This window comes from Nocardia sp. NPDC023733, from assembly GCF_040639775.1.
Classification (GTDB): Bacteria; Actinomycetota; Actinomycetes; order Mycobacteriales; family Mycobacteriaceae; genus Nocardia; species Nocardia rosealba.
Window position 1 is genome coordinate 121,488 of sequence record NZ_JBFAAN010000009.1, and the last position, 13,449, is coordinate 134,936.

12 protein-coding genes are annotated in these 13,449 nt (G+C 67.8%); 9 read left to right on the forward strand and 3 right to left on the reverse strand.

Going from position 1 to position 13,449, the window contains the following annotated elements; translation table 11 throughout:
* Nucleotides 1-378 precede the first annotated feature (378 nt).
* Nucleotides 379-3,345 carry an excinuclease ABC subunit UvrA gene (gene uvrA, locus AB0F86_RS26680; protein WP_225282536.1) on the forward strand — a complete coding sequence of 989 codons (2,967 nt, stop codon included), beginning with the start codon at nucleotides 379-381 and terminating at the stop codon, nucleotides 3,343-3,345.
* A gap of 516 nt (nucleotides 3,346-3,861) precedes the next feature.
* Here the strand turns inward: uvrA and AB0F86_RS26685 are convergent.
* Nucleotides 3,862-4,203, reverse strand: a complete 342-nt coding sequence (locus tag AB0F86_RS26685) for a DUF1844 domain-containing protein (protein WP_067498543.1) — start codon at nucleotides 4,201-4,203, stop codon at nucleotides 3,862-3,864.
* Nucleotides 4,204-4,534: 331 nt separating this feature from the next.
* Between AB0F86_RS26685 and infC the strand changes: the two genes are divergently transcribed.
* The 4 genes from infC to AB0F86_RS26705 all read left to right on the forward strand — a co-directional run bounded on the left by infC (nucleotide 4,535) and on the right by AB0F86_RS26705 (nucleotide 6,796).
* Entirely contained in the window at nucleotides 4,535-5,239 is a 705-nt protein-coding gene (gene infC, locus AB0F86_RS26690; RefSeq protein ID WP_181697787.1) for a translation initiation factor IF-3, read from the forward strand.
* Between the two features lie 31 nt (nucleotides 5,240-5,270).
* Nucleotides 5,271-5,468, forward strand: coding sequence for a 50S ribosomal protein L35 (gene rpmI / locus AB0F86_RS26695; RefSeq protein ID WP_067498539.1), 198 nt, complete (start codon nucleotides 5,271-5,273; stop codon nucleotides 5,466-5,468).
* Nucleotides 5,469-5,576: 108 nt separating this feature from the next.
* A complete protein-coding gene (gene rplT, locus AB0F86_RS26700; RefSeq protein ID WP_067498536.1) occupies nucleotides 5,577-5,963 on the forward strand; it encodes a 50S ribosomal protein L20 in 387 nt (128 codons plus the stop codon).
* Between the two features lie 35 nt (nucleotides 5,964-5,998).
* The gene (locus tag AB0F86_RS26705; protein ID WP_067644845.1) at nucleotides 5,999-6,796 is read left to right on the forward strand and encodes an RNA methyltransferase; all 798 of its coding nucleotides are present in this window, start codon (nucleotides 5,999-6,001) and stop codon (nucleotides 6,794-6,796) included.
* A gap of 4 nt (nucleotides 6,797-6,800) precedes the next feature.
* On the opposite strand, the gene AB0F86_RS26710 is transcribed toward AB0F86_RS26705, so the two are convergent.
* Nucleotides 6,801-7,376, reverse strand: coding sequence for a TetR/AcrR family transcriptional regulator (locus tag AB0F86_RS26710; protein WP_356987421.1), 576 nt, complete (start codon nucleotides 7,374-7,376; stop codon nucleotides 6,801-6,803).
* Nucleotides 7,377-7,477: 101 nt separating this feature from the next.
* Between AB0F86_RS26710 and AB0F86_RS26715 the strand changes: the two genes are divergently transcribed.
* Together AB0F86_RS26715 and AB0F86_RS26720 are read left to right on the forward strand one after the other, a co-directional pair.
* Complete coding sequence (locus AB0F86_RS26715; RefSeq protein WP_356987419.1) at nucleotides 7,478-8,911, forward strand: MFS transporter; 1,434 nt, start codon at nucleotides 7,478-7,480, stop codon at nucleotides 8,909-8,911.
* Between the two features lie 19 nt (nucleotides 8,912-8,930).
* A complete protein-coding gene (locus tag AB0F86_RS26720; protein ID WP_356987417.1) occupies nucleotides 8,931-9,323 on the forward strand; it encodes a Uma2 family endonuclease in 393 nt (130 codons plus the stop codon).
* 48 nt (nucleotides 9,324-9,371) lie between these two features.
* Here AB0F86_RS26720 and AB0F86_RS26725 read toward each other — a convergent pair whose 3' ends face one another.
* Entirely contained in the window at nucleotides 9,372-9,551 is a 180-nt protein-coding gene (locus AB0F86_RS26725) for a hypothetical protein (protein WP_157105158.1), read from the reverse strand.
* Between the two features lie 294 nt (nucleotides 9,552-9,845).
* Here AB0F86_RS26725 and pheS point away from each other — a divergent pair, with 294 nt between their 5' ends.
* Complete coding sequence (gene pheS, locus AB0F86_RS26730; protein WP_181697710.1) at nucleotides 9,846-10,922, forward strand: phenylalanine--tRNA ligase subunit alpha; 1,077 nt, start codon at nucleotides 9,846-9,848, stop codon at nucleotides 10,920-10,922.
* 15 nt (nucleotides 10,923-10,937) lie between these two features.
* A complete protein-coding gene (pheT, locus tag AB0F86_RS26735) occupies nucleotides 10,938-13,439 on the forward strand; it encodes a phenylalanine--tRNA ligase subunit beta (RefSeq protein ID WP_356987415.1) in 2,502 nt (833 codons plus the stop codon).
* Nucleotides 13,440-13,449: the final 10 nt, after the last annotated feature.

Consider the following 13,449-nt stretch of genomic DNA (forward strand, 5'->3'; position numbering starts at 1 on the left):
CCCTGTGCGGTCCAACATAATCCGCTAACCCACATCCCGTGCAGAGACAGACAATCGCCCACCCAAACCCTGTGCGCAGACAGCAAACTCGCTCACCCAAAGTCCGCCATGACCGCCCTCCCGACCCCGCACGACCCGACCTCGAGGAGGGTCCGCCGCGCAGCGGCGTAGCGGCCCGGCCGCGCGAACAGCGCTCGAAGCGCACGCGCGAAGCGCAAGTCTCGAGCGCTGTTCGCGCGGCCCCTCAGGGGCCGCGCTCGAGCGCGCCAGCGCTCCAACAAACACAGCTCAACCGTTCTTGTCGGTGGGTCCACCTAGCATTGATTCCTGGGGGTTCATGTCCGGCGAGCGGATGACGATGGAGAAGGGATTCACCAGGTGGCGGAACGCCTCACTGTGCGCGGAGCTCGGGAACACAACCTGAAAGGTGTGGACCTCGATCTGCCGCGCGACAGCCTGATCGTGTTCACCGGTCTGTCCGGTTCGGGTAAGTCGAGTCTGGCCTTCGACACGATCTTCGCCGAGGGACAGCGACGGTATGTCGAGTCGCTGTCGGCGTACGCGCGTCAGTTCCTCGGGCAGATGGACAAGCCGGACGTGGACTTCATCGAGGGCCTCTCGCCCGCGGTGTCGATCGACCAGAAGTCGACCAACCGCAACCCGCGTTCGACGGTCGGCACGATCACCGAGGTCTACGACTACCTGCGCCTGCTGTATGCCCGCGCGGGCACGCCGCACTGCCCGGTCTGTGGCGAGCTGATCGCCAAGCAGAGCCCGCAGCAGATCGTCGACCAGGTGCTCGCCATGGACGAGGGCCTGAAGTTCCAGGTCCTCGCGCCGGTGGTGCGGACCCGCAAGGGTGAGTTCGTCGACCTGTTCGACCAGCTCAAGACCCAGGGTTACTCGCGTGTGCGGGTGGACGGCGTGGTGTATCCGCTCACCGATCCGCCCAAGCTCAAGAAGCAGGAGAAGCACGACGTCGAGGTGGTCGTGGACCGCCTGTCGGTGAAGGCCGCGTCCAAGCAGCGGCTCACCGACTCGATCGAGACCGCGTTGCGGCTGGCCGACGGCATCGTCGTGCTCGACTTCGTCGACCGCGACGAGCACGCGCACGACCGGGAACGCCGTTTCTCCGAGCGTCTGGCCTGCCCGAACGGCCACCCGCTCGATATCGAGGATCTCGAGCCGCGCTCGTTCTCCTTCAACTCGCCCTACGGCGCCTGCCCCGACTGCACCGGTCTCGGCATCCGCAAGGAGGTCGACCCCGAACTGGTCGTCCCCGATCCGGATCTGAGCCTGGCCGAGGGCGCGATCGCGCCGTGGTCGCGTGGTCAGACGGCCGAATACTTCAATCGCCTGTTGTCGGGGTTGGCCGAGGCCATCGGTTTCTCCATGGACACGCCCTGGCGTGAGCTTCCGGCGAAGGCGCGCAAAGCGGTCCTCGAGGGCAGCTCCGATCAAGTGCATGTCTCCTACACCAACCGCTACGGGCGCAAACGCTCCTACTACGCCGATTTCGAAGGCGTGATGCCGTTCCTGCAGCGGCGCATGGACAACACCGAGTCCGAGCAGATGAAGGAGCACTACGACGGGTACATGCGCGATGTGCCGTGCCCGGTGTGCAACGGTGCCCGGCTCCGCCCGGAGATCCTGGCCGTCACCCTGGCCGCCGACGGCAAGAACAGGTCGATCGCCGAGGTCAGCGACCTGTCGATCGGGGAGTGCGCGCACTTCCTCAACTCGCTGACCCTGGGGGAGCGCGAGGCCGCGATCGCCGGCCAGGTGCTCAAGGAGATCCAGGCCCGGCTCGGCTTCCTGCTCGATGTGGGCCTGGAGTACCTCACGCTCTCGCGCGCGGCGGCGACGCTGTCGGGCGGTGAGGCACAGCGCATCCGGCTGGCCACCCAGATCGGTTCGGGCCTGGTCGGCGTGCTCTACGTGCTCGACGAGCCGTCGATCGGTCTGCATCAGCGCGACAACCGCAGGCTCATCGAAACCCTGCTGCGGCTCAAGAAGCTGGGCAACACCCTGATCGTTGTCGAACACGACGAGGACACCATCCGTGCCTCGGACTGGGTGGTCGACATCGGTCCGCTCGCCGGTGAGCACGGCGGTCGTGTGGTGCATTCGGGCCCCTATCAGGAATTGCTCACCGAGCCCGAATCCCTCACCGGCGCTTATCTTTCCGGCCGCGAGCAGATCGAGCTGCCGCTGGTGCGCCGGGCGGTGGACAAAAAGCGCAAGCTCACCGTCGTCGGTGCCACGGAGCACAATCTGCAGGGCATCGATGTGGCATTCCCCCTCGGTGTACTCACCTCGGTCACCGGCGTCTCCGGTTCCGGCAAGTCGACGCTGGTCAACGACATCCTGGCCACTACGCTCGCGAACAAGCTCAACGGCGCGCGGCAGGTGCCCGGCAGGCACACCAGGATCAACGGTGTCGACCAGCTCGACAAGCTGGTGCAGGTCGACCAGTCACCGATCGGGCGCACCCCGCGCTCGAACCCGGCCACCTACACCGGTGTCTTCGACAAGATCCGCACCCTGTTCGCCTCGACCACCGAGGCCAAGGTGCGCGGTTACCAGCCGGGCCGCTTCTCCTTCAACGTCAAAGGCGGCCGGTGCGAGGCGTGCTCGGGTGACGGCACGCTCAAGATCGAGATGAACTTCCTGCCGGACGTGTACGTCCCGTGCGAGGTGTGCCACGGCGCCCGCTACAACCGCGAGACACTCGAGGTGCACTACAAGGGCAAGACCATCGCCGAGGTCCTCGACATGCCGATCGACGAGGCCGCCGAGTTCTTCGAACCGGTTACCTCGATCCACCGGTACCTCAAAACCCTCGTCGAGGTCGGTCTCGGGTACGTGCGCCTTGGCCAGAGTGCCCCGACTCTGTCCGGCGGTGAGGCGCAGCGCGTGAAGCTGGCCGCCGAGCTGCAGAAACGCTCGACCGGTCGCACGGTGTACATCCTCGACGAGCCGACGACCGGTCTGCACTTCGAGGACATCCGCAAGCTGCTCAAGGTCATCAACGGCCTGGTCGACAAGGGCAACACGGTGATCGTCATCGAGCACAACCTCGATGTCATCAAGACCTCCGACTGGGTCATCGACATGGGCCCCGAAGGCGGTTCCGGCGGCGGCACGGTGGTCGCCACGGGCACTCCCGAGGAAGTGGCCCAGGTCGCCGACAGCTACACCGGTCAGTTCCTGAAGGAAGTCCTCGCGGCACCGGCGCCGAAGAAGCCCGCGGCGAAGAAGAAGGCCGCGCCGGCGGCGAAGAAGGCGCCCGCCGAGACGGCGACGGCCAAGCGGCTGGCCAGGAAAGCGGCCGCATTGCGCTGACCGGCAGGTGCGTCGGGGCGGAACGGGTTACCGTTCCGCCCGGGACTTCCCGAAAACCCTACGAAGTGAAACGGCCATAGGTAACATTCGCCTCGCCGTCGCCGGAAGACCGGTCAGTAGCGGTTTGTCGATCGACATCCAGTGGTGTCACGCGCGGCGTGGGCAGCGCGGTCGCGGATGTCGTGCAGTACGAAAGGAACGTCCCAATGGATGAAGCCACGATGGCGCTCATCGGCCAGATTCTGAATTTCCTCAGTGGCGGGTCCTCGCTGGCCTACGAGCCCACGACGCCGACGCCGACTGCCTGACCCGGCAGCCCCGAAAGGACCACCAGCAATGGATACCGGAAGCGCGGCCATCTTCACCGCCCTCGCCAACATGATCTCCTCCGGCTCGGCCGTCTCGGTCACCCCCGGTCAGCCGCCGACTCCGACCCCTACGGTCTGAGCGGCGCTCACGACGTAAAAAGATCCGCCGGCACCCAGGTAGGTGTCGGCGGATCTTCGCGTTTACGGCTCAGTGCACCGGGCCGGTGTACTTCTCACCCGGGCCCGCACCCGGCGCGTCCGGCACCGACGACGCCTCACGGAAGGCGCGCTGCAACGCCTGCAGGCCCTCGCGGATCGGCCCGGCGTGCGGCCCGAGGTACTCCACCGACGAGGTGACCAGGCCGGCCAGCGCGGTGATGACCCGGCGCGCCTCGTCGAGGTCGACATTGGCGCCGGTGTTCGGGTTCTCCTCGGCAAGGCCGAGCTTCTCCGCCGCCGAACTCATCAGCATCACGGCGGCCCGGCTGATCACCTCGACCGCGGGAATGTCGGCCAGGTCGCGCACGGGAGGATCGAGCTCGTCAGTCATGGGCATCAGGCTATCGCCAGCCCCGTGCGGGCCACCGCCGCCGGGCCGATTCGGCGATAGCGGAATGCGATGCTAGACTTTCTGCTGACGACCGCCCCTGGTCGTGTCATGCACGTCCTGGGGCAGATAAGTGGAGCCCGACTCCCACCGTTGCCGGCGAGCAATCGTACTGGACAAACGGTCCCGGTCACCCGCTCGTAGTGGCGGGTTCCTCGCGTGTTGTTCGCGCGGGGGTCGACATCGTGCCCTCGGGCGTGATGTCCGATGATCGGTCGACTCGGGCCCCGTCGCGGAGAAATACCGCAACGGGGCTTTCGCGTTGAATCAGGGGTTGCAGTTATTGCGTGCGGTCGTTAAGACGACACCGCTTGACCTAGGAGGCCCCATCAGCACTGAGACCCGCATCAACGATCGCATCCGAGTTCCCGAGGTTCGACTCATCGGACCCGGCGGCGAGCAGGTTGGGATCGTGCGTGTTGAAGATGCACTTCGCGTCGCGCTCGAAGCCGATCTCGACCTGGTCGAGGTGGCACCCGATGCCCGTCCGCCGGTGTGCAAGATCATGGACTACGGCAAGTTCAAGTACGAGACCGCACAGAAGGCGCGCGAGTCCCGCAAGAACCAGGTCCAGACCGTGATCAAGGAGCAGAAGCTCCGCCCGAAGATCGATGATCACGACTATGCAACCAAGCGGGGCCACGTGATGCGGTTCCTCGAGGCCGGGTCGAAGGTCAAGGTCACCATCATGTTCCGCGGTCGTGAGCAGTCACGTCCCGAACTGGGCTACCGGTTGTTGCAGCGTCTGGCTGCCGATGTCGCCGACCTGGGTTTCGTCGAGACCTCGGCCAAGCAGGACGGTCGCAACATGACCATGGTCCTCGCCCCGCACAAGGGCGCGAAGACGCGGGTGAAGGCACAGCAGGACTCCGCCCCGCGTCCGGCCGAGCCGACCGCGCCGGCACCGGCACAGCCGACCGCTCCGGCCGCCGCCGAGCAGGCCGCGCCCGCGGAGCAGGCGCAGGCCGACCCGCAGTAACACCGATTTCACCGACTAGATAGAGGAATCCATGCCGAAGAACAAGACCCACAGCGGCGCCAAGAAGCGATTCAAGGTGACCGGCCGGGGCAAGCTGCTTCGCGAGCAGGCGAACCGTCGCCACCTCCTGGAGCACAAGTCCTCCCGCCGGACTCGTCGTCTGGAAGGCACGGAGTCCGTTGCCGACGTCGACGCCCCCCGCGTGAAGCGGCTGCTCGGTCTCGCCTGATCCAGGCAGACCGTCGCACCCCGACGACTGCGCGGCCGGGATGACCGGACGCCGACAACTACCGAATTCGGGCGCCGCCGCGCCCCCCAGATGATCAAGGACTGAAAAGTGGCACGCGTCAAAAGGGCTGTCAACGCTCAGAAGAAGCGCCGTTCCATCCTCGAGGCCTCCAAGGGCTACCGGGGCCAGCGTTCGCGCCTGTACCGCAAGGCCAAGGAACAGCAGCTCCACTCGCTGACCTACGCCTACCGCGACCGCAAGGCGCGCAAGGGTGACTTCCGCAAGCTGTGGATCGCTCGTATCAACGCCGCCGCGCGTCTGAACGACATCACCTACAACCGCTTCATCCAGGGCCTCAAGGCCGCTGGTGTCGAGGTGGACCGCAAGATCCTCGCCGAGCTCGCCGTCTCCGACGCCGAGGCCTTCGCCGGTCTCGTCGCTGTCGCCAAGGCCGCGCTGCCCGCCGACGTCAACGCCCCGGCCTCGGCTGCCTGAGCTTGACGACGCACAACGATCTGTCGGAACGACCCGTGGACGCGCTCTCCGAGCGCAACCCACGGGTCGTTTCGGCTGTCAAGCTCCAGCGCGCCGCGCACCGTCGCAAGACCGGCCTGTTCCTGGCCGAAGGCGCCAATGCCGTCACCGCCGCGCTGGAGACCGGCCGGGTGCGTGAGCTGTTCTACTCGCTCGCCGCGGCCAAGCGCGATGTCGCGCTGATCGCCGGTGCCGACGCCGACGGCGTGCGCACCACATTGGTGAGCGATCGCGCCGCCGAGCACCTGGGCGAAACCGTCACGGCGCCGGGCCTGGTCGCCGTCTGCGAGCAGCTCGATGTGCCGCTCGGCCAGATCCTCGACGGTGCACCACGCATGCTCGCGGTGCCCGTGGAGATCGCCGAACCCGGCAACGCGGGCACCCTCATTCGGGTTGCCGACGCCGTCGGTGCCGATGGTGTCGTGCTCGCCGGTGACGCGGTCGACCCGCACAACGGCAAATGCGTCCGTGCCAGCGCGGGCAGCCTGTTCCACGTCCCGATCGCGCGCAGCCGCAGTATCGACGCCACCCTCGACGCGCTGTCCTCGGCCGGAATCACGCTGCTGGCCACCACCGCTCACGGCGAGGTCGACCTCGACGACGCCGACGACATCCTCACCGGGCCGGTCGCCTGGCTCTTCGGCAACGAGGCCCACGGACTCGACCCCGCCGTCGCCGCCCGCGCCGACCACCGCATCCGCATCCCCATCCACGGCCGCGCCGAAAGCCTGAATCTGGCTGCGGCAGCGGCGATCTGCCTCTACGCCAACGCCCGCGTCCAGCACGCGAAGTAAGGCCTCACAGTTCCACGGCGCATTGCAGTTCGTCGAGGACGGCCCTCGACCATGGGAGTTCGATGGCGTCGGGGCCTGCCACCTGCATCGCGGTCATGATGGTGAGCAGCATGCCGGTGGCGAGGAAGCGGCGGGCGTGCAGGGTGTCGGCGCCGGTGCGGTCGACGATCAGCTGGTAGATGCGGCCGAAGTGTTCGCGCACGTGATCGCCGATCTCCGGGTCGGCGCTGGCGGCGACGCCGTGCAGCAGCACCAGCGGTAGCTGGCGTTCGGAGAGAAATACGTCGTAGTTCGTGCCGAGGCTGCGCAGCGCCTCGGCGGTGTCGGCGTCGGGCGCGATCTCGGCGCTGCGGAACACGTCCTCGATGCGTGCGCACACGTGCTGAAGTACCGCCACGAACAGGTGCTGTTTGCTGCCGAAGAGCCGGATCACGTACGGCTGGGAGACCCCCGCGCGGCGGGCCACCTCATCGGTTTTCGTTGCGGCGTATCCGGATTCGGCGAAGGCGTCGACGGCGGCGGCGAGGACCTGGGCGCTGCGCTCGGCCGCGGTCATCCGGGTTCTCGTCGTCTCGCTCATGCATTCGCCTCCGGTCGGTACGCGGATTCCTCTTGACATGTTATCAGTCGATGCATAACCATTGGATTCAAGTTATCAGTGGATTACAACAAGGGTGGATCATGACTCAGACACTCGATCCCGGCGATGCCGTCCTCGCCGACGCGCCGTCGCCCGGCGGTACGAAGGCCAAGCCGCTCGGTGCGGTCATCGCCGCCGTCGGCATCCCGATGTTCATGGTCACGTTGGACAACCTCGTGGTGACCAACGCCCTGCCGGTGATCAAAACCGAACTGGGAGCGTCGCTTTCGGACCTGCAATGGTTCGTCAACGCCTACACGCTGTCGTTCGCGGCGCTGCTGCTCACCGCCTCGGCGCTCGGCGACCGCATCGGCCGCCGCCGGGTCTTTTTGGCGGGCATCGCCGTGTTCGTCGTCGCGTCGGCCGCGTGCGCGCTGGCCACCGAGCCGTGGATGCTCATCCTCGCCAGAGCGATCCAGGGTGCCGGGGGCGCGGCCGTGATGCCGTTGTCACTGACGCTGCTCGCCGCAGCGGTGCCCGAGCGGATGCGCAGCGCCGCGATCGGGATCTGGGGTGGCCTGGCCGGGCTCGGTGTCGCCGTCGGGCCGGTGGTCGGCGGTGCCGTCGTCGAGGGGCTGAACTGGCAGTGGATCTTCTGGCTCAACGTGCCCGTCGGCCTGCTCGCGCTGCCCTTCGCGGCTCGCATGCTGAGCGAATCACGCGGTGCCGCACGCAAACTCGACCTGCTCGGTCTCGTCCTGTCCGCCGTCGGCGTGCTCGCGCTGGTGTGGGGCGTGATCCACGGCGCCGAGGACGGCTGGACCGCTCCGCAGGTGCTCGCCGCCCTGGTCGGTGGTATCGCGCTGCTGGTCGCGTTCGTCGCCTGGGAGAAGCGCACCGCCGAACCGATGCTGCCGCTGCGCATGTTCGCCAACCGGGGCCTGAGCCTGAGCTACCTCGTGTCGTTCGGATTCTCCGCCGGTGTGTTCGGTGCCATCTTCCTGCTCGCGCAGTTCTTCCAGGTGGTGCAGGGGTATTCGCCGCTGGAATCCGGTATCCGCACGATGCCGTGGACGATGGTTCCGATGGTCGTCGCTCCGCTGGCCGGACTCGTCGTCGACCGGGTCGGCCCGCGCGTCCTCATCGCCACCGGCCAGGTGTGCCTGGCCGTGTCCCTGGCCTGGATGGCGCTGATCACGAGCACGGACGTCCCCTACATCTCCTTCGTCGCACCCTTCGTCCTCGGCGGCATCGGCATGGGTCTCACCTTCGCGCCGTCGTCCACCATCGTCATGGCCAGCGCCTCACCCGCCGACCAGGGCATGGCCTCAGGCATCAACAGCACCGTCCGCGAGGTCGGCGTCGCCATGGGCATCGCGGTCCTCGCCTCGGTCTTCGCCACCGCCGGCTCCTACACCGACCCCCAGTCCTACGTCGACGGCCTGATCCCCGCAGTCTGGGTAGGCGCCGCCCTGGTCGCCGCCGCCGCGATCATCGCCGCCTTCCTGCCCCGGCACACCAGAACTACTGCCTGACCTGGCGCTGGTGGGGGTTATGCCCGAAGGGCTCGCTGCCTACGAGGTGACATCGATCGCGATGCCTGGCGATACAGACGACTACTGCACACCGGACCTCGTCGTTCTGCCCGATTCCTGGGACACCGATGACGAATGGCTCGCCGATCCCGCCGACGTGGAACTCGCCGTCGAGGTGATCTCGAAGTCGGAGAAAGCGCACCAGATCACCGGCAAGAACGGCTGGTACGGCGCGGCAGGGGTACGCACTCTCCTGGTCGTCGACCCGCGGTTCGGCCGTTGGGCGCTCTACCGCGATCCCGACGCCGGTGTGTACCCCGCTCCGGTCGAGGGGACATTCGGTGACCCCCTCGTCCTCCCCGAGCCGCTGTCGACAGCCGTCGACACCGCCTGCCTGCCGCTCTACGGATAGAGCCCCACGCGTGCACCATCGATCGCAGCAAGGAGCGATGGGCTGTGCCTAATCCTGGTCGGGTGGGGTTTGTGGGTGGACTTCGGGGCACAGTCCGCCCGCACGCGGGAACGGGCGGGGGCGGATGGGGCGGATGCCGAGGCCGCACAGTGCCAGGCCGCTGCCGGGTGCGGTGCGTCGCGTGCGCCGACCCTGGGGTGGGGTGGAATCGCGGGTCTGTTCAGGCATCGGTTCGTCCTGTCTCGCGTCGAACACGGCGGATGTGTTTGAACGGTTGGACGGAACCGGGGACGATTCGGTTCCCTCGGATCGCGGTTCGGTGGTGATCTTGGTGAGAACCCTCCGAAAACCGGTCTGACCTGGACTTGTCGGTCCTGATGGCGACCTCGTCTGGGGTCCGGTAGTGCCCCCCGGTAATCCGGATGAACCGAGCGAACCCCATCCCATAGGATTTATGCAGCACCGATACGGGTAGGCAATGACGCACCCGTGAACCGATCCCCAGGGGAGAGTCGAACAATCGTGGCCGACGACAACAGCGGAGTCGAGCAGGGCGAAGGCCCGAAGGGCGCCGAACTGACCGAGGAGGCACTCGCGGCAGCGGCGGCGGAGGCCGAGAAGGCGTTCGCCGCGGCGGCCGATCTGGACGCGCTCGCGGTCGCCAAAACCGACTACATCGGCGGCAAGTCGCCGATCGCGCTGGCGCAGCGTGAGCTGGGTCGTCTGCCCAAGGAAGAGAAGGCCGACGCGGGCAAGCGGGTCAATATCGCGCGCAAGCGGGTCTCCGATGCCTTCGAGGCGCGCCGCGCGGCGCTGCTGGAAGAGCGCGATCAGGCCGTGCTGGTGGCCGAGAAGATCGACGTCACCCTGCCCGCTCGCCGTCGCCCGGCCGGTGCCCGGCATCCCATCACGGTCATCTCCGAGCAGATCGCCGACGTGTTCGTCGGCATGGGCTGGGAGGTCGCCGAGGGCCCCGAGGTCGAGACCGAGCACTTCAACTTCGACGCGCTGAACTTCCTGCCCGACCATCCCGCGCGCACGATGCAGGACACCTTCCACATCGCCCCCGAGGGGTCGCGCCAGGTGCTGCGCACCCACACCTCTCCGGTGCAGGTGCGTTCGATGCTGGAACGTGAGCTGCCGATCTACGTCGTGTGCCCCGGTCGCACCTTCCGTACCGACGAGCTCGACGCCACCCACACCCCGGTGTTCTCCCAGGTGGAGGGTCTGGCCATCGACAAGGGCCTGACCATGGCCCACCTGCGTGGCACCCTCGACGCCTTCGCGCGCGCACTGTTCGGTCCCGACACCCGAACCCGCATGCGCCCCAACTACTTCCCCTTCACCGAACCCTCGGCCGAGGTCGACGTGTGGTTCCCGGACAAGAAGGGCGGCGCGGGCTGGGTCGAGTGGGGCGGCTGCGGCATGGTCAACCCGAAGGTCCTCATCGCCAGCGGCATCGATCCCGAGGTGTATTCCGGATTCGCGTTCGGCATGGGCATGGAGCGAACCCTGCAGTTCCGCAACGGGATTCCCGACATGCGCGACATCGTCGAGGGTGACGTGCGGTTCACCCTGCCCTTCGGTATCCGGTCGTAGAGAGAGAGCGAAAACGTGCGAGTAGCACAGTCCTGGCTGACCGAGATCCTGCAGCGCACCACCCCCGAGTGGTCGGTGTCGGCCGAGGAACTCGACGCGGGCTTCGTCCGGGTCGGCCTCGAGGTCGAAGAGGTCGACAAGCTCACCCCGATCGGCGGTGACATCGACAAGCCGCTGGTCGTCGGCCGCGTCGCCGAGATCACCGAACTCACCGAGTTCAAGAAGCCGATCCGTTTCTGCAAGGTCGATGTCGGCAACCCCGAGTTGCAGGAAATCGTTTGTGGCGCCCGCAATTTCGCGGTCGGCGACCTGGTCGTCGTCGTGCTGCCGGGTGGTGAGCTGCCCGGTGGGTTCAAGATCTCCTCCCGCAAGACCTACGGCCACACCTCCAACGGCATGATCTGTTCGGTCGCCGAGCTGGGCATCGGCAAGGATCACGACGGCATCCTGGTGCTCGAGCCGGGTTCCGCGCAGCCCGGTGACGACGCCAACGTGCTGCTCGGCACCGACGACACGATCATCGAGCTCAACATCACCCCGGACCGGGGCTACTGCTTCTCGGTGCGCGGTCTCGCCCGCGAGCTGGCCTGCGGTTTCGACCTCGAATACGCCGACCCCGCCGTGCGGACGCTGCCCGACGGCGAGTCCGAGGCGTGGCCGGTGCGGCTGGAAGCCGACTCCGAATGCACCCGTTTCGGCGCCCGGCGCGTCACCGGGGTGAACCCGAACGCGGTGAGCCCGCTGTGGTTGCAGCGCAGGCTGATGCTGGCCGGCATGCGCCCGATCTCTCCGGCCGTCGACGTCACCAACTACGTGATGCTCGAACTGGGGCAGCCGCTGCACGCCTTCGACGCCGCGAAACTCAACGGCGGCTTGGTCGTTCGCTCCGCGCACAAGGGCGAGACCCTGCGCACCCTCGACGACACCGAGCGCACCCTCGACGCCGAGGACGTGGTGATCGCCGACGACTCCGGTGTCATCTCGCTGGCCGGTGTGATGGGTGGGGCGAGCACCGAGGTCGGCGCCGACACCACCGACGTGATCCTCGAGGCCGCCACCTGGAACCCGTTGCGCGTCTACCGGACCGCGCGTAGGCACAAGCTGTCGTCGGAAGCTGCCAAGCGCTACGAGCGGGTCGTCGATCCCGAGATCAATATCGTCGCCCTCGATCGCGCCGCCACCCTGCTCGCCGAAATCACCGGTGGCACCATCGAATCCACGCTCACCGACATCCGGGTGCCTCTCGACGCGGCGGCGCCGATCGCGATGGACATCGACCTGCCCGACCGGGTCGCGGGCGTCACCTACCCGGCGGGCACCGCCGTGCGCAGGCTGGCCCAGATCGGCGCGCACGTCGATATCGAGGTCAACGACGCGGGCAAGACCCAGCTGCTGGTGACTCCGCCGAGCTGGCGTCCCGATCTGTCCCAGCCCGCCGACCTGGTCGAAGAGGTGCTGCGGCTGGAGGGGCTCGAGCAGATTCCGTCGGTGCTGCCCTCGGCGCCCGCCGGTCGCGGTCTGACCGTGCAGCAGAAGCGTCGTCGTGCGGTGAGCCGGGCGATGGCGTTCGCCGGTGCCGTCGAAGTTCCCGCGCCGGTGTTCCTGCCGGGTGGCGTCTTCGACGTGTGGGGGCTGGATGCTGACGATCCGCGCCGCAACACCACGCGCGTGCTGAACCCCCTGGATGCCGAGCGTCCGGAGCTGGCGACAACACTGCTGCCCGGTCTGCTGGAAGTGGCCGCTCGCAACATTTCTCGCGGTGCACGCGACCTCACCATCTACGGCATCGCCCAGGTAGTCCTGCCGGGCGAGCAGACCCGTGCGGTGGAGGCGCTGCCGGTGGATCGCCGGCCGACCGACGAGCAGATCGCCGAGCTGAACGCCTCGCTGCCCGCCCAGCCGGTGCACGTCGCGGCTGTGCTCAGCGGTAAGCGCGATCCGCGCGGACCGTGGGGTCCGGGTCGTCCGGCCGAGGCCGCCGACGCGTTCGCGCTGGTCGACGAGGTGGCCGACGCCGCAGGTGTGGTGATCGAGCGCCGCGCCGCCGCCTACCTGCCGTGGCATCCCGGCCGCTGCGCCGAACTGCTGGTCGACGGCGTGGTCGTCGGCCACGCGGGCGAACTGCACCCCGCCGTGCTGGAACGCGCCGGTCTTCCTCCGCGCACCTGCGCGCTGGAACTCGACCTCGACGCGCTCCCGCTGGTCGAATCCCGCCCTGCCCCAACGGTTTCGGCGTTCCCTGCCGTGCTGCAGGACGTGTCGATCAGCGTGGAGAAAGCCGTGCCCGCCGCCCAGGTGGAGACGGCCCTGCGCACCGGCGGTGGTGACCTGCTCGAAGACATCGCCCTGTTCGACGTCTACGAGGGCACCCAGGCGGGAGAGGGTCGCAAGTCCCTCACCTACGCGCTGCGCTTCCGCGCACCCGACCGCACCCTCACCGAGGACGAGGCGAGCGCCGCCCGCGATGCCGCCGTCGCCTCGGCCACCGCCGCGGTCGGCGCCGAACTGCGCGCCTGATTCCCAAGCC

What these genes read in the sequence shown, in the direction of transcription:
- AB0F86_RS26685 (WP_067498543.1), bottom strand. Translation starts at nt 4,203, where the DNA reads ATGACTGACGAGCTCGATCCTCCCGTGCGCGACCTGGCCGACATTCCC.
- rpmI (WP_067498539.1), top strand. Translation starts at nt 5,271, where the DNA reads ATGCCGAAGAACAAGACCCACAGCGGCGCCAAGAAGCGATTCAAGGTG.
- AB0F86_RS26710 (WP_356987421.1), bottom strand. Translation starts at nt 7,376, where the DNA reads ATGAGCGAGACGACGAGAACCCGGATGACCGCGGCCGAGCGCAGCGCC.
- AB0F86_RS26715 (WP_356987419.1), top strand. Translation starts at nt 7,478, where the DNA reads ATGACTCAGACACTCGATCCCGGCGATGCCGTCCTCGCCGACGCGCCG.
- AB0F86_RS26720 (WP_356987417.1), top strand. Translation starts at nt 8,931, where the DNA reads ATGCCCGAAGGGCTCGCTGCCTACGAGGTGACATCGATCGCGATGCCT.
- AB0F86_RS26725 (WP_157105158.1), bottom strand. Translation starts at nt 9,551, where the DNA reads ATGCCTGAACAGACCCGCGATTCCACCCCACCCCAGGGTCGGCGCACG.